The organism is Loktanella sp. Alg231-35, from assembly GCF_900143545.1.
GTDB lineage: Bacteria > Pseudomonadota > Alphaproteobacteria > Rhodobacterales > Rhodobacteraceae > Yoonia.
This window is the reverse complement of the sequence record NZ_FREV01000012.1, coordinates 1-20,084: the sequence shown is the minus strand read 5'-3', so window position 1 is coordinate 20,084 and position 20,084 is coordinate 1. Positions and strand designations below refer to the sequence as shown.

At 55.2% G+C, this 20,084-nt stretch carries 19 protein-coding genes and 1 pseudogene; 18 read left to right on the top strand and 2 right to left on the bottom strand.

Features of this window, described 5'->3' with window-relative positions; translation table 11 throughout:
* Positions 1-397: 397 nt before the first annotated feature.
* The 8 genes from DHN10_RS19215 to DHN10_RS19180 all read left to right on the top strand — a co-directional run bounded on the left by DHN10_RS19215 (position 398) and on the right by DHN10_RS19180 (position 9,529).
* Positions 398-1,267: an FAD binding domain-containing protein gene (locus DHN10_RS19215; RefSeq protein WP_108816976.1), complete on the top strand. Its 870-nt coding sequence runs from the start codon at positions 398-400 to the stop codon at positions 1,265-1,267.
* Positions 1,260-3,977: a molybdopterin-dependent oxidoreductase gene (locus DHN10_RS19210; protein WP_108816975.1), complete on the top strand. Its 2,718-nt coding sequence runs from the start codon at positions 1,260-1,262 to the stop codon at positions 3,975-3,977. Before DHN10_RS19215 ends, DHN10_RS19210 begins: the two co-directional genes overlap by 8 nt.
* Positions 3,978-4,347: 370 nt before the next feature.
* The gene (locus tag DHN10_RS19205) at positions 4,348-5,202 is read left to right on the top strand and encodes a branched-chain amino acid ABC transporter permease (RefSeq protein WP_108816974.1); all 855 of its coding nucleotides are present in this window, start codon (positions 4,348-4,350) and stop codon (positions 5,200-5,202) included.
* Positions 5,202-6,128: a branched-chain amino acid ABC transporter permease gene (locus DHN10_RS19200; RefSeq protein WP_108816973.1), complete on the top strand. Its 927-nt coding sequence runs from the start codon at positions 5,202-5,204 to the stop codon at positions 6,126-6,128. The genes DHN10_RS19205 and DHN10_RS19200 overlap by 1 nt, the downstream gene beginning before the upstream one ends.
* Positions 6,125-6,871 carry an ABC transporter ATP-binding protein gene (locus tag DHN10_RS19195; protein WP_108816972.1) on the top strand — a complete coding sequence of 249 codons (747 nt, stop codon included), beginning with the start codon at positions 6,125-6,127 and terminating at the stop codon, positions 6,869-6,871. Before DHN10_RS19200 ends, DHN10_RS19195 begins: the two co-directional genes overlap by 4 nt.
* Positions 6,822-7,565: an ABC transporter ATP-binding protein gene (locus tag DHN10_RS19190; protein ID WP_199910732.1), complete on the top strand. Its 744-nt coding sequence runs from the start codon at positions 6,822-6,824 to the stop codon at positions 7,563-7,565. The genes DHN10_RS19195 and DHN10_RS19190 overlap by 50 nt, the downstream gene beginning before the upstream one ends.
* Positions 7,566-7,606: 41 nt before the next feature.
* Entirely contained in the window at positions 7,607-8,857 is a 1,251-nt protein-coding gene (locus DHN10_RS19185) for an ABC transporter substrate-binding protein (RefSeq protein ID WP_159087102.1), read from the top strand.
* A 57-nt stretch (positions 8,858-8,914) separates the two neighbouring features.
* Complete coding sequence (locus DHN10_RS19180; RefSeq protein ID WP_108816969.1) at positions 8,915-9,529, top strand: glutathione S-transferase family protein; 615 nt, start codon at positions 8,915-8,917, stop codon at positions 9,527-9,529.
* Between the two features lies 1 nt (position 9,530).
* On the opposite strand, the gene DHN10_RS19175 is transcribed toward DHN10_RS19180, so the two are convergent.
* Together DHN10_RS19175 and DHN10_RS19170 are read right to left on the bottom strand one after the other, a co-directional pair.
* The gene (locus tag DHN10_RS19175; protein ID WP_108816968.1) at positions 9,531-10,631 is read right to left on the bottom strand and encodes a mandelate racemase/muconate lactonizing enzyme family protein; all 1,101 of its coding nucleotides are present in this window, start codon (positions 10,629-10,631) and stop codon (positions 9,531-9,533) included.
* Between the two features lie 8 nt (positions 10,632-10,639).
* Positions 10,640-11,596: a 3-hydroxyacyl-CoA dehydrogenase gene (locus DHN10_RS19170; protein WP_234417201.1), complete on the bottom strand. Its 957-nt coding sequence runs from the start codon at positions 11,594-11,596 to the stop codon at positions 10,640-10,642.
* Positions 11,597-11,840: 244 nt separating this feature from the next.
* Between DHN10_RS19170 and DHN10_RS19165 the strand changes: the two genes are divergently transcribed.
* From DHN10_RS19165 to DHN10_RS19120, 10 genes and pseudogenes are all read left to right on the top strand, one after another.
* Positions 11,841-13,574: a PEP-utilizing enzyme gene (locus DHN10_RS19165; RefSeq protein ID WP_108816966.1), complete on the top strand. Its 1,734-nt coding sequence runs from the start codon at positions 11,841-11,843 to the stop codon at positions 13,572-13,574.
* A gap of 16 nt (positions 13,575-13,590) precedes the next feature.
* Positions 13,591-14,253: a GntR family transcriptional regulator gene (locus tag DHN10_RS19160; protein WP_108816965.1), complete on the top strand. Its 663-nt coding sequence runs from the start codon at positions 13,591-13,593 to the stop codon at positions 14,251-14,253.
* On the top strand, positions 14,192-14,956 hold the full coding sequence (locus tag DHN10_RS19155) for a cyclase family protein (RefSeq protein ID WP_199910731.1): 765 nt from the start codon (positions 14,192-14,194) through the stop codon (positions 14,954-14,956). The genes DHN10_RS19160 and DHN10_RS19155 overlap by 62 nt, the downstream gene beginning before the upstream one ends.
* Positions 14,949-15,770 (top strand): PEP/pyruvate-binding domain-containing protein, encoded by an 822-nt coding sequence (locus DHN10_RS19150; protein WP_108816963.1) that lies wholly within the window; start codon positions 14,949-14,951, stop codon positions 15,768-15,770. The genes DHN10_RS19155 and DHN10_RS19150 overlap by 8 nt, the downstream gene beginning before the upstream one ends.
* Before the next feature lie 9 nt (positions 15,771-15,779).
* Complete coding sequence (locus tag DHN10_RS19145; RefSeq protein ID WP_108816962.1) at positions 15,780-16,481, top strand: histidine phosphatase family protein; 702 nt, start codon at positions 15,780-15,782, stop codon at positions 16,479-16,481.
* 26 nt (positions 16,482-16,507) lie between these two features.
* On the top strand, positions 16,508-18,520 hold the full coding sequence (locus tag DHN10_RS19140; RefSeq protein WP_108816961.1) for an alpha-ketoacid dehydrogenase subunit alpha/beta: 2,013 nt from the start codon (positions 16,508-16,510) through the stop codon (positions 18,518-18,520).
* Positions 18,521-18,560: 40 nt separating this feature from the next.
* Positions 18,561-19,016: a nuclear transport factor 2 family protein gene (locus DHN10_RS19135; RefSeq protein WP_159087101.1), complete on the top strand. Its 456-nt coding sequence runs from the start codon at positions 18,561-18,563 to the stop codon at positions 19,014-19,016.
* A gap of 109 nt (positions 19,017-19,125) precedes the next feature.
* Positions 19,126-19,542, top strand: coding sequence for a VOC family protein (locus DHN10_RS19130; RefSeq protein WP_108816959.1), 417 nt, complete (start codon positions 19,126-19,128; stop codon positions 19,540-19,542).
* A 17-nt stretch (positions 19,543-19,559) separates the two neighbouring features.
* Complete coding sequence (locus DHN10_RS19125; RefSeq protein ID WP_159086992.1) at positions 19,560-19,847, top strand: transposase; 288 nt, start codon at positions 19,560-19,562, stop codon at positions 19,845-19,847.
* Positions 19,848-19,873: 26 nt separating this feature from the next.
* A pseudogene (locus tag DHN10_RS19120) lies at positions 19,874-20,084 on the top strand (IS3 family transposase); the annotation flags it as partial.

The following is a 20,084-nucleotide window of genomic DNA, read 5'->3' as shown; positions in this document are numbered from 1 at the left end:
CATTCACGCAAACCGCAGCGAGGATCAAACGTCGAATTCACGTCCTCCGGACGGAGCTGACTTTGACTGCGTTCGAGTGATTGTTTGGCTTCGACGCATCGCGTGGTTAGCGGAGAACACTGAGCGTGGAAAATCTGTCTCTTTTGTTTGCGCGAATGTAGAAATTCACTTGACGAACTTGGAAGAGGAAGCTCGCATTCGAACTTGCGTGAGCGTGCTCAGGTACTTGGTGAGTTGTCTCGCATGTTCAATTTCGTTCAAATAATCGATAATCGTTGACCTGATCGTATTTGAGGCGTATCTAACCTGATGTTAGATGACGTACCTGATAACCTGTCGTGGTATAAGAACGCATAATCCGGCGATATCGCCCAAGAAAACGCAGTGATGCCTTGCTATGAAGCCTTTTCAGTACTCTTGTCCGGCATCACTTCAAGAAGCCTCAGAGGGGTTGATCCACGCGATAGGAGACGTGCGCCTTCTCGCAGGAGGTACAGATCTAACAGTTGGACTGCGGCATGGTCACTTCCAAGCGGATACTGTTTTGGATCTCAAACGCGTCGTGGAAATGAAGCCCAAGATTACTGCGTCGCAGAATGAAATTGTCCTGTCCGGTTTCGTCGCGATGACTGCCATTGCCCAGAGTGATCTGATTAACCGCCATTTTCAGGCACTTGCAGAGGCTGCAGATGTCGTGGGGTCCCGTCAGATCCGCAATCGCGCGACCCTGATTGGCAATATCTGCAATGCCTCACCCGCCGCAGACACTGTGCCCGTCTTGGCAGCATGTGGGGCATCGGTCGATATCTTTGGTCCGCAGGGTGCCCGGTCCATGCCAGTGACCGCGTTTATCCAAGGCAATCGCAAAATCGCCTTAGCAGTTGGTGAGCTAGTCACCGCTGTCCGTCTGCCTTTCAAAAACGGGCAGACCGGGACAGCCTTTGGGCGCATCACCCGCCGCCGAGGTGTCGACCTTGCTACCGTGAACCTGTGTTGCCACATAGGTGCGACAGGTCTGGCGACCTTTGCGTTTGGTGCCGCTTCGCCGCGCCCTTTGGTGGTCACGGATACAAGCGGTATGCTCTGTGATCCAAATACGACCGAGGACCAGATCGACGCCGTCATAGATGGCATGGTCGCGCAGGCAAAACCGATCAGTGATGTGCGCGCCAGCGCCGACTACCGGGTCGCGATGCTGAAAGTCCTCGCAACGCGTGCGCTTGCAACAGCCCTTCAACGTCAGCGCGAGGCATTGGCCGATGTATGAAACGATGACGATATCGGTGATTGTCAACGGCACGGCGTACACGTGCGAGGTGGCTCCCCACGTTACCTTACTTGATTTTCTTAGGGATACGCTGGATCTTAAGGGTGCGAAAGAATGCTGCGCAGTCGGTGAATGTGGTGCCTGCACGCTGAAGGTTGCTGGCGAAACAGTGAACTCCTGCCTTTTCCTCGCGGTCGAGGCAGATGGCTGTGAGATTGAAACAATCGAAGGCGTCGCGCAGGGTGACACCCTTAGCCCAGTCCAGGACGCGTTCCTCACCTGTGGCGCCGTCCAATGCGGCTTTTGCATTCCCGGCATGGTGATGTCAGCCGAGGATCTGATGGCCCAAAATGGTGCACCGTCTGAAACGGAAGTGCGCGAGGCCCTTTCAGGGAACTTGTGCCGGTGTGGCGGATACAACCGCATGTTTGATGCTGTGAATGTGGCGTCGGGGCATGCAGAAGAAGTGAAGATGCAAACCGGGCACGCCGATACGGGCGCTACCGTTGGCACCAACGCTGTGCGTGCTGGCGGCGTGAATCGCGTAACAGGACATCAAGCGTTTGTCGCCGACCTCGAGATTGACGGCATGGTACATCTCAAGCTTGTCACGCTGAATGCTGCGCGGGCGGAGATCATTAGTATCGATATTGCCGCCGCCTGTGCTGTTCCGGGAGTGCTGGATGTTATAACAGCCGCGGACCTTCCTGATCCGATGCCACGCTTTGGCCCTGTCTTCAAAGATCGCCCGATCATGGCAGACGGGGAGACACAATATCATGGCGAACCTGTTGCCGTTGTTGCCGCGGAGGACAAAGACATTGCAGCCTATGCCGCAAGCTTGGTCAAGGTGGACTATGAAACACTGCCCGCAGTAACGGATTTTGCCGCGGCACTTGCGCCTGATGCGCCATTGGTTCAGCCCAATGCCGAGGCACGTTCGAATATCCTGAAGGCGCGGGATTATGGTTGGGGTGATGTGGACAGCGTGAACGCGGCATTGGTTGTCGACAACCGCTATAGCTTTCCCATGGTTACCCACTTCGCGATTGAACCGCATGGGTTCATCGTATCGGCCAAGCCGGACGGTATGACAATCTGGAGCCCTGTCCAGCACCCCTATTTGCTACAAAAGATCATGGCAGAGCTATTTGACCACCCGCTCAGCGCTGTCCGCGTTCTGGCCGCTGACCCCGGAGGTGGCTTTGGTGGCAAGCAGAATCCGAAGTTTGAGCCGCTTGTGGCATATGCGTCCTTGCGGCTGGGGCGACCTTGCCGCCTGATCCTGACGCTGGAGGAGACTTTTCAGGCCGTACGTCGTGCGGCTGCTGACGTTCATATCCGAACAGGGTTTGCGCAAGATGGCGAAATTCTGTTTCAGGACATCAAATCCGACTATCTGATTGGCGCCTACGTCGACATTGCTGAGCGTGTGATGACAAAGGGCAATTATCTTGGCTGTGGTCCTTACCGCGTAAAGAATGCCCGCGTTCATGCGCGTGCCGTCTTGTCTCATACCACACCCAGCACGGCGTTTCGTGGCTTTGGCACGCCGCAGATTAACTGGGCGGTGGAATCGCAAATTGATGCCGGTGCCCGTGCCTTGGGGCTCGATGGGCTGAACATTCGACTGCGCAATCTGGCTGGCAGAGGCGACGAGGTCGTCAAAGGCGACTTTCCTGCTGATGGCGATTGGCCTGCTTCGGTGAAGATGGCAGCTGAGATGGTTGGGTGGACCGACCCATTGCCAGAGGGGCGCGGTCGCGGGATTGCTGTTGGTGTCAAATCTGGTGCCACGACGGGGCTGTCGAACTCGACCGTCCGTTTACTCGCCGATGGCAGTGTTATTGTTTATGCAGGAACGTCCGACATGGGGCAGGGCGCGCGGACGATTTTTGCGCAACTGGCCGCTGATGCGTTTGGCGCACCGCTTGATCGGGTGTCAGTTGTCATGGGCGATACCTCGGTCGTGCCTTTCGATCTTCAGACCTCTGCCAGCCGTTCGACCGTGTTCATGGGAACTGCGCTGACCCGCGCTTGCGAAGATATCCAGCGTCAAGTGTTGGAACTGGCTTGTGAAACGTCCGGTCTGTCAGAGGCGGACATCGCAGTTGGGAACGGAACCATTCAGATAGCTGGTGAGTTTCACTCTATCTTTGATTTCGTGCAGCAAAGCCTTGGCAAATGGAACGGAGAGCTGGTCGGCACGGGCCGCATGCGCAAACCGACCGATCCAGAGCACGCCTTGGGTGGTACGCCAGCCTTCTTTGAGTTCAATTGCACGGCTTTCGAGGTTGAAGTTGATGAAGCCACAGGCGAAATCCTGATCCATAAGCATGTGACCGTGGGGGATGTCGGCAAGGCGTTGAACCCGCTGCAGGTTGAAATGCAGGATGAAGGGGCCGCGATCATGGGGCTGGGCCACTCGGTGATGGAACAAATCATCATGGACGATGAAGGCCGAATCAAGAACCTTGGTGCTATCGACTACAGAATCGTCACGACCAAAGACATGCCCCTTTCGATGAAAACCGGCATGGTCGAAAATCAGGACGGGCCGGGGCCCTATGGGTCAAAAGGTGTCAGTGAAGGTGCAATTCTATGCACAGCACCAGCACTTGCTGCCGCCGTCGCACAAGCCACTGGCGCAGTTGTGCATGATCTCCCGCTTTCGCCAGAGCGGCTTTGGGCAGCGCTTCAAAGCAAATAGACAGCCAATCTCGGTTGTAAGAGCCTCGCTGGTCCCACCCGGCGGGGCTTTTGCGTTTCCGCCATGAATTGTTGTTGCACCACAAGATCAGTCTTGGAATTCAAAAAGAAACTCGATAATCGATAATCGTTGACCGGTAGGGGAATCTTCACTACAAAGATGAAGGGAGGAAATCTTGTCGCAATCGTTTGGCCGTTGAGTGCCCGTGACTTGGATCCAAAAGGATTCAATCCGTCAGTTGGCTTCGATCACAAACCGAACGCTCCAGGGTCATCTCGTTTGAGTTGTCCCTTGGTCGCGCGACAAAGTTTCAGATTTGTGTTTGCCCTGTGAGCGCTTCTGCGGCGGGCATTTCAATAGAAGGTTCGCGATGCAAATTGCATTCGATTCAGTGTTTATTGGGTTGCTAGAAGCATCTCCGCTGATCCTAGCGGCGATGGGCTTTACGCTGATCTATTACCTCAACGGCTTCATTAATATCGCCTACGCTGAATCGATAACGATGGGCGCCTATGCGGCGATCTTGTTCAATGTCGTGATCGGCATGAACTTCTATATGGCGATCATACCAGCGGCTTTGGCATCCGGCACGATGAGCGTCGCCGTCTACCTTTTGATCTTCAAACCGGCGATGGATCGTGGAGTGCAACCGACCGAAATGATCATTCTCTCGGTTGGCGTCTCATTCATGCTGCGTCACGCACTTGTTCTGCTTGTTGGTGCCGACAACCGCTATCTAGTTGAGCCCGAGATCAAGTACCTTTCGTTTCTGGGACAGGGGGCCACGAACCTGCAACTGACTGCATTGGTACTGGTCGCGCTGATCGCGCTGGCGTTGAGCTGGATGATCTACCGCACGAGTTTGGGCGAGCGTATGCGCGGCCTTGCCAATAACCCCGAACTGGCCGCAGCAAGTGGGATCAACCCGCACCGCACTTCTGTTGCCATCTGGTTTATCGCGGGCAGTGCTGGTGGTCTGTCTGGCGTGTTCACTGGCGTATTCTCGGCCGTCACCCCGATGATGGGCTGGAATACAATTCTGATCGTGATCATGGTCACGATCATTGCTGGCATTGGAAGCGTCCGCGGGGCCGTTTTGGCCAGTATCGCGGCAGGTGTTCTGACGGCTTTCATCACGCTGGTGACAAAGCCGCTCTATGCCGAGGCGGTCTTGTTGATCCTTTTCATCGGAATTCTGAGCTTCAGAAAAGGGCGGATGGCCTAGTGGAATACTTTATCTACTCACTCTCTTTGCTGGTCATCTATGTGGGCCTCGCCCAGTTGATGCATGTGCAATTCGGTTTGCTAGGCATTCCAAACTTTGGCGTTGTCGGATTTTGGGGCGCTGGCATGTACTTGACGGGCGTGTTCAACGTCAGTCTGAACATGCCAATCCTGTTGTCGATCCTGGCGGCGACAGCGATTGTGTCACTCGTGGCCTGGGCCTTGGGTCGGATGATTTTGGACCGGTCTGGTCAGGCGATCCTTTGCGCGACCTTGGCGTTCAGCTCTATTATTGGCGTCTTGGTCATTTCGGAAAAGTGGCTGACCAACGGTGTGCGTGGTCTGGGCACCATCCGCTATCCTTTCGCGTCGAGCGATTTTGCCGAGCTCGGCTTCGCTATCTTTATCCTCAGCGTCGTCATCGCGATCTTCTACGTCTCGATCCGCCTGCGTGACAGCCGGTTGGGCCGTGTTTTGCTGTCAATTCGTGACAACGAAGAACTGGCCGCAAGCCTGGGCAAGGACACGTCCGGGACCAAGCGGCTGATTTTCGCGTTAACCTGCGGTGTGATGGCATTTCTTGGGGGGCTCTCTGCGCCTCTCAAACAATTTCTTGTGCCTTACCTTCTGTCGCCAACGGTCACCTTTACGGTTTGGATCGCGCTGGTACTTGGCGGCAAGGGCCACAGCTTTGGCAGCATCGTCGGTGTCGTTCTTACGGTCGGAATGTTCGACATTCTGATCGAGACATATCTGCCGCTACCCCCTGAATATGCCGCGACAATCCAGAACCTAAAACTGTTCTTCTACGGTTTTCTTCTTGTGGCCGTGATCATGTTCCGTCCCGCAGGCTTTCTTGGGGCCGGTCGCATGGGGGCAAAGCCAAAGCATGCGACAAGCACCACAAAACAGGAGGCCGCATCATGAGGCTGACTGCAACGAGCCTGTCCAAAGCCTATCATGGCCACGTGGTTGTCGACATTCCGAACGTCTCCTTTGGTACGCATGGGCTGGAAGGTTTGATCGGACCCAATGGGGCAGGAAAAAGTACCTTGATGGGGCTGTTGACGCGGCGCATCGCGCCGACCTCGGGCGAGATCGCACTGGAGAATGAAGCCGGTACGCATGAGTTGAACGCGTTGCAGTCGCATGACGTCGCGCGGATTGGTCTGATCAAGACAAATCAACGTATTCAAGGGTTTGACGGACTATCGATCCGGGACAATCTAGCACTTTCCGCAACCAGTTCTGATCGTGAAGGTCTCTCCTCAATCTTTGATCGTACCCGCGACGCAGAGGACATCGAGGCGCGTGTCGCAGCGCTGCTGGAACAGTTCTCGTTTGCTGATCCCGACGGCAGCGCCAAGTCTGGCGGTGAAAAGAAATTACTGGATATTCTGCGCTGCCTCGTGGCCCAGCCCACAATGCTGCTGATGGATGAGCCCACTGCGGGTCTGCCCGATGACATCACCCAATCGGTGATGGAACTGGTGCGCAAGAAGGTCGATGCCGGTGAAATGAGCGTTGTCATCGTCGAGCATGATCTACCGATGATCTGGAAATACTGCGACTACGTTCACTTCCTGTCCGAAGGTCAAATGCTGTTTGAAGGCACCCCCGATGACGTACGCGAAAACCGTGTCGTCGCAGAAAAGTACATGGGGGTCTGAGATGCTGAATGTGACCAATCTCAATTCCGGTTATGGCGAAATCGGCGTTCTGAATGACGTCACTTTTGATGTGAAGGACGAGGTTTTTGCGGTGCTCGGCTCTAACGGTGCGGGCAAGACCACGCTGCTCAAGACGCTTGCGCTGCTTTTGCCAACGTCTCAGGGACGCATCACTTTAAAAGACGCCGACATTACGCAGATGCCTGCGCATTTGGCCTCCGCGCATGGTCTCGCTTACGTCCCGCAGGAAGGTAATCTCTTCCCTGCGCTTTCCGTGATGGAAAACTTGCGCATCGGCGGACGTACCGGATCGCGTCCGATGGACGAAAAGCTAGATGACGTCTTTACGCTGTTCCCGCGCCTCAAAGATCGCACGCACCAACAGGCCGGATCCTTGAGCGGTGGCGAAGGCCAGATGCTTGCCGTGGGCCGCGCCATGATGCAGGAACCTAAGCTGCTTTTGCTGGACGAACCCTCTGCGGGGCTGTCGCCACTCTTCGTCGATATCCTGTTCGAAAGCATCAAAGAGGCCCGCGAAAAGCGCGGTATGACGATTGTTCTGGCCGAACAAAACGCCGTCAAAGCGATCGAGATTGCAGATCGCATTCTCGTTCTCAGCCTTGGTGAAATCCATCTGCTGAAAGAGCGCAAAAATCTCGAAATGAAAGACATTACAGCGGCTTATCACATCTGATGATCGGCCAGATACGAACCCAACCTGGAGGAGAAGGTAGAATGAAACTGAGGAACTCAATAAAAGTAGCAGGCTTGGCGCTGCTCGCCGCAACATCGGCGCAAGCGCAGGATATCAAAGTCGGCCATTTGACATATCACACTGGCGAATACGGTGCGTGGGGCGACTTCTTTGATGGTGTCGCTGACCTGTCACTGTCCGTGATCAATGCTGACCCGCCATTGGGCCGGCCTTTCGTCGCTGTTCACCAAGATATCGGCACGATCGGCGAAGCCCAAGCGGTACGCAAGTTGGTGGACAGTGAGGGTGTTGAAATCCTGCTTAACCCAGCACACAGCTACCTGTCTTACCGTGAATTTATTCTCGATAAAATCGCCGAGAACGGCTACCCACTGATGCCATCTGTGCACGGGGGATCAATCGAGGCAGAATATGGCGGCACATCTGCGGAACCACTGTTCCGTGCGTCCCCAATGGACTCGGCTCAAGGTAACGCAGCACTTTTGCATGCTCAGGCCGCAGGCGTGACATCTATCGCGATTATCGCCACCGAAGTTGCTGGATCGCAGTTGCAAAAAGAAGCGGCTTTGCTATCTGCCGAAGCGCTTGGAATCGAGGTCGTCGCGTCGGTCGATATTCAACCTGGTGAGCCAAACTATCGCAGCGTGGTCCAACGGATCGCGCGTGATGAACCACAAGGTGTGATCATCTTTTCAGCACCTGCTGATGGTGGCGCCATCGTAAAGAACGCCGCCGAAGCAGGTCAGTCATGGTACATCATCGGCACCAGCGAATGGCAGGAAACTGAATTCGTAGACACTGCAACGACTGGCGCTATTGATCAGCACCAAGAAGTTGTGTTTGCCGCATTTGCACCGCAAGAGGGTCCAGCATTTGACTGGTACAAACCAATGGCAGAGGCGTCACCACAAGCCGAAGCGATCGGTGATGTCGCGAACTCCTATGCTTTACAATATTATGACGTTCTGGTCGCGACGGCCCTCGCGATCGAGCATGCAGGTTCGACAAATGCCGAAGCTTGGGCTGCGTCAATGTTCGCGGTGACAGGCGGTGAGGGCCAAAGCGTTGGCACTTATGCCGAAGGTATTAAACTGCTGCGCGCTGGCGAAGCGATCAACTATGATGGTGTGACTGGATCAATGCAGTACGGACCAACTGGTGTCGTTGCTGGTCTCTACGGCATCTTCGAATGGGTTGATGGGGAACTCTCATTGGTATCCACCGTGGATGGCGATGCAGTGCTCGCGCTTGAAGGTGGCTCACAGTCATAAGGACCAAAATGCCGGGCGGCGTCCATCGCCCGGCATACTCTTTGGAGGGTGCGTTCGATGAAACTTTTCTACGCCACAGCATCACCTTTTGCCCGTAAACCGATTGTGCTGCTGCATGAAGCAAAGAAGACCGACGAAGTTGAGCTGGTGTCGGTATCTGGATCAGCGATTGATCCCGGAACGCTTCCAACGGACATCAACCCTTTGGGGAAAATCCCAACGCTCGTGTTGGATGATGGTACGGCATTGTTTGATAGCGATATCATTTGCCGATTTCTGGCCGATACGTATGCACCGTGGCTCTATCGCGGTGGTGCCGCGACACAGTCGCTTACCTTGGAACCACTTGGGAATGGGATGATGGAGGCCGCGATCTTGATCGTCTATGAAGGCGGGCTGCGTCCGAAGGATATGCAATTCACCCCTTGGATTGAGGGGCAAGGAGCAAAGATTACCCGTGCGCTTGATGCGCTTGAGTATCAGGCCGCAGATCATGGTTCGGTTTTATGCGGACCACCTTCGATGGGTAGCCTGACGATTGCGATAGCATTGTCCTATCTTGATTTCCGCTTACCTGATCTGGGCTGGCGCAAAGAACGCCCACGTCTAAAGGCTTGGGAAGCAGACATTGCCCGCCGTCCGTCGCTGATGGCGACGACACCAGCGGATTAGATCACAGCTGAATGTCGCGTGCTTCATCAGTGGCGAAATGTTCGACGCGGTCCCAGTTTAATCCCATGCCTGCACCTGCAGCAGTGTCAATCTGCAGCATACCGTCTTTGATAACGGGCTTGTTGGCGAGCAATTCATAGATCGGACAGGCACCGACCTCGATAGGGATGTATTCCACCGCATCAATCGCCTGAACCGCACCGGCAAGCTGCGCATGGAGTGATGTAAAGACATGCGGGAGCACGATCCGACCTGCATGGCCTGCGGCCTCTGCCAGCGCCAGCGCGGTCGAAACGCCACCACATGTTGTCGCGTCAAGTCGCAGATAATCGATGTCTTCGATCGCGCGGTGAATGGACTGCGCATCGGGTAGGTCTTCGCCGTAGGCCAGCGGTGTTTGGATGCGGGTCTGTAGTGCACCGGTAAGCTCACCTTGATTGGGCCCGAACGGATCCTCAATGAACGCAAGATCAAACTCATCCAAAGCACGACAATGGTGTAGGGCGGCCGGCAGGCTGCGGAATACCCAATGCGCATCCACGCATAGCCGCGTTCCGGCGATTTTGCGGGCGGCTTCGACAAGATTGCGATCACGATCAAGGTCCGTACCTGAGATCATGATCTTGATGCGCGCATAGCCTTCATCGACACGCTTAGAGACTTCGTCGCAGACGTCCTCGATGGTTCGCTGATCCAAATAGTAGCCTGCGACAGCCATCATGGGGGCCTGCGTGCGAACCCCCCCCAACATTTCAAACAAGGGCATATCGACGCTATTTGCAGCAAGATCCCATAGCGCGATGTCGAAGAGACCTGCCGCTTTCACAAATGTCGGTCTGCCATTCACGAAGGATTGCAACATTGTGTCGATCGTGGCGCGCCGCATTGCGACCTCGGATCCCAGAGCGAAGGGCGCCAAACGGCCCACACTATCCAGCAGCGAAGAGCCGCGCGGATAGCTAACGGCATCTCCGACAAGTCCGCTATCAGTTTCCAGTCGTAAGACGACAAAGTCGCGGGTCTTAATCTCAACTGGCCCAAGACGAATAGGGTGGGGCAACGAGATTTTGCATTCCGCAGCTTTGATGCGCTTGATGATCATCTTGGTGCCTAGTCCAAGCTGACTGACTTGGCGTCCACTAGATCGCGTTCGCGTTTGTGGGCCGCAAGTGCGATCAGGCGTTTGTCTCGCCACAACTGTCGCTCTGCGTGATCTTCCATGGGCAGCGTGGATCTGCGATCTGCTTCGACTTCGTCCATCAGCGCGCCGTCCCAATTATACGGCCCGCCTCTTGGATAGAGCTCTTGATACAGCTCCCCGTAGCGGGCGACAAAATCGCGGATTCCGCCAGGCGCGTTTAAGTCGGCCGTCTCGAAGGGACCGATGAACGACCAACGCAGCGCAAGGCCCTCTCGCACAGCGATGTCAACGTCTTCGGCTTTGGCCAAACCTGAAGAGACCAGCCGCCAAGCCTCGTGATAGATGGCTCCTTGTATGCGGATCGTCAGAAGCCCTGGGTCTTCCTTTTGCATGATGATCGGCGCTTGGCCGCAACCGCGCATCATATTTGCCACCTTTGCCAAGATCGCCGGGTCCGTTGCTGGCGAGGGGACCACGTCAACCGCTGGAATGAGGTAGGGCGGGTTAAGCGGGTGAACGACGATGCATCTCTCTGGGTGATCCAAATGCGAAGTAAAGGTAGAGGGCAAAAGGCCCGACGTCGAACTGGCAAGAATCGTGTCAGCACGGCAGTGCTTTTCAATTTCCGTGTAGACTTCGCACTTCACATCAGTGTCTTCGGATACGCTTTCTTGGACGTAATCCGCGTCCTTCAGGGCCTCAGACAGAGAAGTCGCGACAATGATCCGCGACAATACAACCTCGACAGAATCACCATAGAGAAGGTCATGCTCGGCCAGCATTGGCAGCAATGATGCGACATACTCCTTTGCGATGTCAGCCTGACCGGCGGACCGATTCCAAAGGATGACATCATGACCGCCACGCGCAAAACAGATGGCCCACGCGCGTCCGATCATGCCGGACCCTACCAATACAACTTTCAATTTAAGCTCCTCCAAGTGCTGTATATTTTGGCCTTTGAATGCGCGCATCGCTAAGATTGCGACAGCGTTTCAAGCCTAAATGCGATAACTAACAATAGCTTAATGAAGGTTGATTGTAAATAATCGATAATCGTTGACATATGATTTGAGCGTGGCGTAAGGTCAGAACAACGGTCTATATCGGGGAGTGAGATGGGCCAGATAGTTTTTGCTGCTTGCAAGTTTCAAATGGGAGGAAACAGGGATGAATGTACAATCCACAACGCCGTTGGGCATTAACCATGGCACCGATGATTTTCCGATTACATGGGAAGACGGTGAACAGGAGTTGTTCTGGATCCTTGATGACAACCATTGTCCAAACCCGTTATCGCCGATGTATTTTGACATCGGTGGTTGGTGGTTGACCTGCGATCATATGTTCCGCCGTTTTGGCACGCCATTTGCCAGCGACTGGATCGCTAAAAATATCAACGGTTACCTTTATACCGCCGCAATTCCTGCCGATCCGTCTGTGTCATCTAGCGCGTCAGAGTATCAGTCGGCATATACACCACGTGTGCCGATGAACGCCGACTATGCCGCTAAGATCGGCCCCTACATGGGGACGGTGCTGCCGCATTACGCGGAGAACTTCCTCGATTGGTGGAACGATCGCATCCTGCCAGAGATGAAGCGCAGCTTTGAGTACATCGATAACTTTGACAAAGAGGGCGCCAGCTTAACGGCTTTGGCGGTTCTTCTTGAAGACACCATCGACATGCACGACCGCCATTGGAAAATTCATTGGCAACTGAACTTTGCCCAATTCTCGGCCACGATGGCACTGAACGGGACAATTGATGCGATGCTGCCGGATGCTGATCCTGAACTCAAAGGGCGCCTGCAAAGTTCTGTGAATGACCGCAACTGGGATTCCCTCGAAGCCCTGTGGCAGATCAAAGAACAGATCAAGGCCAGCCCCACGTTGACTGCGGCGTTCCAAGTTGATGGTGCCGCAGGCGTCATAGCGGCACTCGGCGGCAGCGACGAAGGCCGCGCGCTTATCGCAGAAGGTATAGAGCCTTACCAAAAAGAATTCGGCCAAAAGGCCATGTGGTCTCACGAGGTTATGTTCCCGCTTTGGAGTGAAAGCCCCGGTCCCGTGATCGAAGCGGTACGTGGCTATGTGCTGAACGATTATGATCTGGCCGCAGCGCGCAAGCACGTCGAAGAAGACTTGGACGCCGCAGTCAAAGAACTGATGGCCGCGCTGCCTGATGATGCAGCCCGCGCCGAGATGCACCCAGTCTTGCAGCAATCCCTACGCATGAACCCACTCACTCCGGACCACCACTTTTATATCGATCAGGGCACAAACGCCCGACTTCGCACTGTTTTGATCGCAATAGGACGCAAGCTTGTTGCCGCGGACGTACTGGACGAGGCCGAGGACATCGCGTTCCTTCACTATAACGAACTACGTGCCTTGGTCGGTGATCCTGCAGCCTATGATGCCCGCGATCTGGTGTCTGATCGCCGCGACGACCACGAAGAGGCCACAACAAAGCGGCCACCCGATTGGGTTGGTACCGCAACCGAAGATGCGCTGGCATTTCCTTACGCGTCACTTTGGGGTTTCCCAGAAAAGTTTTACCACAAGCCACCTGAAAAGGCCGGCGAGGTGAACGGTCTGGCTGCATCGCCCGGCGTGATCGAAGGCAAGGCGCGTGTCGTCCTTTCACTGGATCAGTTCGACGAAGTGGAAGCGGGCGAAATTCTTGTCTGCAAAATGACAAACCCGGCATGGGTTGTGCTGTTCACCAAGATTTCCGGGCTGGTCACAGATGCTGGCGGATCTGCTTCGCATTCCGCGGTTGTATCGCGTGAGTTCGGTCTGCCGGCGGTCGTTGGCACATCTTACGCCACACAGCAGATCAGCACTGGTGATACCGTTCGTGTCAACGGTACAACGGGGGTAGTGGAAATCCTTCAATAATCGATAGGCCAGCAAGATGTTACAACGTGCAGTTCTCAGCGACCAAATCCGCGAAACCCTCCTAACCCGCATTTTGCAGGGGGATTATCAACCGGGTGACCGTCTCATTGAATCTCAAATTGCCAAGGAATTGGGCGTCAGTCAGTCGCCCGTTCGCGAAGCACTCAGGGATTTGGTCGCGATGCATTTCGTTGAAGTACAACCCTATAAAGGTGCCCGTGTTCGCCACGTGAACCCTTCTGAGATTGCACAAGTCTATCCGGTGCGTGCCGCACTTGAAGAACTTGCCGGACAGTTGGCAGCGCCTTTTTTGAAAGGAAACGTCGACGAACTGCAAAGCATCTACGAAGAAATGGAAGCTGCCGCACGCAATGAGGATGTCAACACGATGGCGTCGCTTGATGCACAATTCCACCGGCGCATTGTTATGGCCGCCAACAACCAAATTCTGGAGGAGACATGGGACTCTCTTCGTATCGAAAGCCGCACGCATGTGACGACGGTTAAACTCATGATGGAGCATGTCGGACTGGTCCAGGTAGCCAAATACCACTTGCCCATCATCAAAGCCCTAAACGAAGGCGATCCCATCAACAGTGGGTCCGAGATGCGCTCGCATGTCAGCAAATTCGCCAAATTATTTGAAGAGGAAACACAACATGACCCGCCAGCTGATTGATTTGTCCATGCCCGTTCATGAGGGGATGATAACCTTCCCTCGTGTGCAGGGACCGAAGATCACGATGTTGGAGTCGTGGAAGGAATTTGCAGATAATATTGGCGCCGGCAAATACGGCGAAGATCACCTCACAGCCCACTATGTTGTCAGTCACAGTGACCACGCGGGGACCCATGTTGATGCTGTCAAACATATGCGAGGTCCTGACGCTCCCGGGCCTGAAGGCATCCCACTCGAATACTGTTACAGCGACGGCGTCGTTCTCGATTTCCGCCATTTAGAAAAGGGGGCGGGGATTACCGTTGAAGATATCATCAGTGCTCTCAAAAAAATCAAATACACTCTAAAGGAACGCGACATCGTTCTGATCCAAACCGGGGCGTCCGCGTACAATGATGAACCGCGCTATCTGACTGATCACGTTGGCATGACAGCAGAGGCGACCCGCTGGTTGATTGCGCGGGGTGTGCGCATGATGGGATGTGACGCGCCCACGTTTGACCCACCAGTTTGGGCAATGTTTAAGCGTGAAGAATTTTGGCTTGCCCACAAAGTCATGCAAGAAGACGACTATTGGCATCTCGAAAACATGGTCAACCTGGATCAGTTACCCTCTCACGGGTTCACGCTCTCGGTGTTCCCGGTTGCCTGGCAAGGCACAACTGGCGCGCCAGTGCGTGCGGTGGGCATTATCGATGGCTGATTTACGTTCTGTTATCTGGTTTGCGGAACCTGACGCGCAATCTGTCGAAATTGCTGGCGGCAAAGGTGCAAGCCTTGCGTCGATGGCTGGACAAGGCTTGCCGGTCCCACCCGGTTTCGTGGTGCCATCAGACATTATGGAGGCATGTGTTGACGCGACCGCTTTGCGCGCATTTGCCAACGCAAAAGACCATGTCAATGCGATGAAGCTGGTCGAAGAAACCGCGATCGTCGATCAGAGCGTTCTGGACGCGTATGCGGAACTTGGCGGCAAGGTCGCCGTACGCTCCTCCGCCAGCGCCGAAGATAGCGAAGCGGCAAGCTATGCAGGCCAGCAAGAAACCTACCTCAACATGGAAGGCGCCGACCCCGTCCGAAAAGCCGTGATCGATTGTTGGGCATCGTTCTTTTCGGAACGTGCGATCTTCTACCGCGACCTGAAGGGATCGCTCGACGATCTGCGTATGGCAGTTGTTGTGCAAAAGATGATCGACGCGGAAAAGGCAGGTGTCATGTTCACCGTGCACCCCGTGACACGCCGCCGCGACCGAATGATGATCGAAGCTGCTTATGGTCTGGGCGAAGCCGTCGTGTCCGGCGAAGTGACGCCCGATCACTACGTTGTTGACCGCAAAGGGCGCAAAAAGAAGGAAAACATCCCGCATGGCGGTGTGCTGAGCGATGATGATCTTTTGCAGCTGACGGACTTTGGCCTGAAGCTCGAAACCCATTACGGCGCACCGCAGGACATCGAATGGGCCATGCGCGAAAACGCCGTTTATCTGCTGCAATCGCGGCCTGTGACGACACTCTGATGTAAGCACATGATTCAGTCTGGAGACATCACAATTTACCTGTTTCGGCATGGTAAAGTCGATGGACATAACGGTGACGTTCCTTTGTCCGACGACGCGCAGGCCGACATCGACCGTGCTGGCAGCTTTGTTGCTGCCCATACGCCGGACGGCGAAACCATCTTGCTGCTGGCGACCAAAACGGTGCGGTCTCATGACACGGCCAAGCGTTTGGGTGAAATGATCAAGGCACAAAACCCAACGCTCACTATCGAGGGCGTGCACGACGAATACGCCGTGCGAAACCCTGATCTTTACCTTGCCGGACACCGGGTTGAGATGGTGTCAAACGGCAAAGCGATGTCGCGGCAATTGCCGGAAGGTACGATCAGCGGCGACGCCATCGAGAAGCTGCCGTTCTTTGGGGATTTCTTTCGCGCGCCTGATCGCATTGGCCATTGGCTGGTTCACGACAACCCGCCAGGTGAAAACGCGACTGCGGTCGCACGCCGCTTGCTGAACTACTGCCGTAGCTGCGCTGACACGTCGACCGAGAAAAACCTAAGCATTGTCGCTGTCAGCCATTCGCCAGTGCTGCGCGCCATCTTGGTTGCTTACATGGGGCTTTCGGATCCGGGCGAGCCTAATTGGGTCGAACCGATCACAATCAAGCTGGGGCCGAACGGCAGCACCATCCAATTCCGCGACATCATCCAGCCTCTCGTTGTTTAGATGCTGCAATCACTCAGGACTTTGAAATGAATTCTTCTGCAAACAAAATCACGCCTCTTGCCTCTCAGGATTTCGCTGCGGCGCAAGATATGCTTGAGGAAATCGCGTTCATTCGCGGCTTTGAGGCCAAAGCACTTGCACTGACGCAGACAAATCCACCGCGCGTTCCCGGATCAATGCACTTTTGCGCTGGCCAGGAGGCTGTGCCAGTCGGGGCAGCAGCGGCATTGCGCCCCGATGATCAGATGATTGCCACCTACCGCGGCCATGGCTGGGCGATTGCATCAGGTCTCGCACCTGAGGCGGTGATGGCTGAGGTCTGTCAGAAGGCTGGTGGCGTGAACGGCGGGCGTGCCGGCTCTGCATACTTGATGGCGCCCGACACACGGTTTGTTGGCGAAAACTCGATCGTCGGTGCTGGCACAACAATGGCCTGCGGCGTCGCGATGGCGAACCTGCGCAAAGGTAACGGGCAGGTGGTCACTGTGACCATCGGTGACGGCGCAATGAACCAAGGCGCCGTGCACGAGGCGATGGCCTTTGCCTCTGCTTTCAAGCTGCCGGTAATCTTTGTTGTTGAAAACAATGGCTGGGCCGAACTGACGCCGATGTCAAAGATGGTGACAGTGGATAGAATTGCGCAGCGCGCCGGCGGATATGGCATGAAATCGGCCACCATAAACGGCAGTGATGCGATTAGCGTCCGCGACACCTTTGCCGCGACTGCTGAATACGTGCGCAGCGGGCAGGGGCCCGTCTTGGTTGAATTCATCGTTCCCCGGCTTTGGGGTCACTACAACAAAGACATCGAACACTACCGGCCCAAGGCCGACAGGGCCGAGGCTGAAACACGCGATCCGATCAAGGTGCTGGGTGCGCGGTTGGTGGCTGCGGGTGCAATGAAGCAAGCACAGGTCGACGAACTTGTCGCAGCCCAATCCCAGCGCGCCGACGATATGGCCGAGGCCGTGATGGAAGGGCCCGATCCCGAAGATGCTGGCATCCTCGCAAATGTACTGGCACCACCAAGCGCTGAAATGCCAGAGGTCCTTGAGACGCAAGAAATGACCTATATCGCTGCCGTGACGCTGGCGATGCGGGCCGAGCTTGAGACAGACGAGAACACGCTGGTTTACGGCGAAGACGTCGGAAACGCGGGCGGTATCTTTGGTGGAAGCCGCTATTTACAACGCGATTTCGGCGAGGACCGTGTGTTCGACATGCCCATTGCGGAAAATGCGATCCTTGGGTCTGCTGTTGGTGCTGCCATCAGCGGCATGAGACCAATCGTTGAGATCATGTGGGCCGACTTCATTTTTGTGGCGCTGGACCAATTGATCAATCAGGCAGCCAACGTCCGTTATATCACGGGTGGAAAATCGACATGTCCGATGGTTGTGCGCACCCAACAAGGTGTCACGCCGGGGTCTTGTGCGCAGCATTCTCAATCAATCGAGGCCATTCTGGCACATATTCCGGGCATCAAGGTAGCACTTGCTGCGTCGGCGACGGATGCCTACGCATTGCTGCGCGCTGCCGCCGCTGACCCAGACCCCGTGGTCGTCATCGAGGCGCGCGGTCTCTACTTTGAGAAGTCTGAAGTCGCGATAACGCAAGGTGCAGAGCCAGTCGGCAAAGCGCGCCTGCGTCGCGATGGCAAAGACGTTGTGATCATGACGTGGGGGACAATGGTGCCGCGCGCGCTTGCCGCCGCTGACGCCCTGTCCGGCGACGGGATCGAAGCTAGCGTGCTTGATCTGCGTTGGCTGAACCCGCTGGATGAAGATGCGATGATCGCTGCTGCAAAGGCGGCGGGTGGCAATGTCTTGATCGTTCACGAGGCAGTTCGCCAAGGCGGATTTGCTGGCGAAATAGCCTTCAGGTTGCGCGAACTGGTGGAACCGAAGACCCCTTTAAACATCGCGCGCGTCACCACGCCCGATGTCCGCATGCCCGCCAATGCTGGCCTGCAATCTGTGCTCATTCCGGACGCCGAGAAGATCTGCACCGCGGCGCACGCATTGCTCAAAGGCAAGTAATCCACTCAACCACAATGAAATCTTGAAAGGAAATACCATGATGAAGAACCTCATAGCAGGAGCTATCCTTTTGCTGGCGACACAGGTGTCCGCCCAATCCCGCGAGCTGCCAGACTTGGTTACGCAACCAACACCACAAGCTGTGATCGACGAACACTTGGACGCGCTGAATGTTTGTGACTGGGATCGCTTGATGGCGCAGTACCCTGCTGATGCGGAAGTACATCTCGACAACGGCACCGTTGTCGTGGGTCGCGAAGCGATCGGTGATCTATTCGCTGGCTTTTGCCAACTTCCCGAAGATGGTGGCCTGATCGGCATTACTTTCTCGACCGAGCGGAGTTTCTTGGTCGGCAATACGCTGAACGTCCAATGGGTCGCCAATGCACCATTCCTTGCCGAGCCTTACCGCGGGTCAGACGCCTATGTCACGCGCGATGGCCTGATGGCAGCAATGGTCAGCACGTTCCGTGGTTCTGACCTGAAGATGAAGTAAACTTTCTCCCATGGATCGGGCCGAAGGACGCGAGTCATTCGGCTCGATCCTTCCTTTGGAGTAGACCAGACGGGGATACTCCAAAGGCCAAAAAGAGGTGCGCGAGGCAATGCAGATCATGCGGCTCGACCACGTTAACATTCGTACAACAAAACTTGAGGAGATGACCGCTTGGTACACCGATGTTTTGGGTCTCACGGTAGGACCTCGACCATCCTTCCCGTTTGAGGGTGCTTGGATGTATGCCAATGAAACTGCGGTCGTGCATTTAGTCGAAATCGAAGAGCCAGCGGCGGTTGGCACCGAGGTTGACCTCAAGCTCGAACATTTTGCCTTTCGGGCAAAAGGTGCGGTGGCCTTCAAAAAGCGACTTGAAACCTCAGACACGAAATTCCGTGAGGTGTTCCTCGCTGATGTCAATCTCTACGCTTTCAATATCTGGGATCCCGACGGAAACCATATACACGTTGATTTTGAAAGCGACGATTTGTCTTGGCCCCCTAAAACTGTGCCAAAGTTGGCTTAGTTTTGGAGATTGGATTGATGGCACGGAAACGGTACTCGGATGAAGATGTTCTTCGGCTTTTGCGTGAGATTGAACTGAGCCTAGCGTCTGGCTCAGATGTAGCGACGGCCTGCAGAAGTGCTGGTGTCAGCGACGCGACCTATTACACATGGCGCAAACGGTTTGGTGGCATGGGACGATCGGAGATGGCCAATCTGAAGGCGCTTCAGAAAGAGAATGATCGGCTCAAGAAGATCGTGGCGGAGCTTGAGTTGGATAAGCTGATCCTCAAAGAGAGCCTTGATTATTTAAAGCCGAAGGCCTGACGACAGACCAGCTTCGTCAGGCCGTGGTGCACAGCCGACAAAAGCTGGCAACCTCTGAACGGCGCACATGTCGGGTTCTGGGCGTGGCCCGAAGCACGTTGCAATACCAAGCGGTTTCCACGGATGATGAGGTGTTGCGCCTGGCAATGATCCGATTGGCCAAGCAATATGGGCGCTACGGCTATCGTAAGGTTGCGGAACTACTGCGAGTCGAAGGCTGGCCCGTCAATCATAAGA

Bases quoted from the DNA above. Each gene is read 5' to 3' on its own strand.
- DHN10_RS19190 (WP_199910732.1), top strand. From the start codon at position 6,822: ATGACGTACGCGAAAACCGTGTCGTCGCAGAAAAGTACATGGGGGTCT.
- DHN10_RS19130 (WP_108816959.1), top strand. From the start codon at position 19,126: ATGCAGATCATGCGGCTCGACCACGTTAACATTCGTACAACAAAACTT.
- DHN10_RS19215 (WP_108816976.1), top strand. From the start codon at position 398: ATGAAGCCTTTTCAGTACTCTTGTCCGGCATCACTTCAAGAAGCCTCA.
- DHN10_RS19140 (WP_108816961.1), top strand. From the start codon at position 16,508: ATGAATTCTTCTGCAAACAAAATCACGCCTCTTGCCTCTCAGGATTTC.
- DHN10_RS19185 (WP_159087102.1), top strand. From the start codon at position 7,607: ATGAAACTGAGGAACTCAATAAAAGTAGCAGGCTTGGCGCTGCTCGCC.
- DHN10_RS19150 (WP_108816963.1), top strand. From the start codon at position 14,949: ATGGCTGATTTACGTTCTGTTATCTGGTTTGCGGAACCTGACGCGCAA.
- DHN10_RS19180 (WP_108816969.1), top strand. From the start codon at position 8,915: ATGAAACTTTTCTACGCCACAGCATCACCTTTTGCCCGTAAACCGATT.
- DHN10_RS19145 (WP_108816962.1), top strand. From the start codon at position 15,780: ATGATTCAGTCTGGAGACATCACAATTTACCTGTTTCGGCATGGTAAA.
- DHN10_RS19155 (WP_199910731.1), top strand. From the start codon at position 14,192: ATGTCAGCAAATTCGCCAAATTATTTGAAGAGGAAACACAACATGACC.
- DHN10_RS19160 (WP_108816965.1), top strand. From the start codon at position 13,591: ATGTTACAACGTGCAGTTCTCAGCGACCAAATCCGCGAAACCCTCCTA.
- DHN10_RS19175 (WP_108816968.1), bottom strand. From the start codon at position 10,631: ATGATCATCAAGCGCATCAAAGCTGCGGAATGCAAAATCTCGTTGCCC.
- DHN10_RS19125 (WP_159086992.1), top strand. From the start codon at position 19,560: ATGGCACGGAAACGGTACTCGGATGAAGATGTTCTTCGGCTTTTGCGT.
- DHN10_RS19210 (WP_108816975.1), top strand. From the start codon at position 1,260: ATGTATGAAACGATGACGATATCGGTGATTGTCAACGGCACGGCGTAC.
- DHN10_RS19195 (WP_108816972.1), top strand. From the start codon at position 6,125: ATGAGGCTGACTGCAACGAGCCTGTCCAAAGCCTATCATGGCCACGTG.
- DHN10_RS19135 (WP_159087101.1), top strand. From the start codon at position 18,561: ATGAAGAACCTCATAGCAGGAGCTATCCTTTTGCTGGCGACACAGGTG.
- DHN10_RS19165 (WP_108816966.1), top strand. From the start codon at position 11,841: ATGAATGTACAATCCACAACGCCGTTGGGCATTAACCATGGCACCGAT.
- DHN10_RS19205 (WP_108816974.1), top strand. From the start codon at position 4,348: ATGCAAATTGCATTCGATTCAGTGTTTATTGGGTTGCTAGAAGCATCT.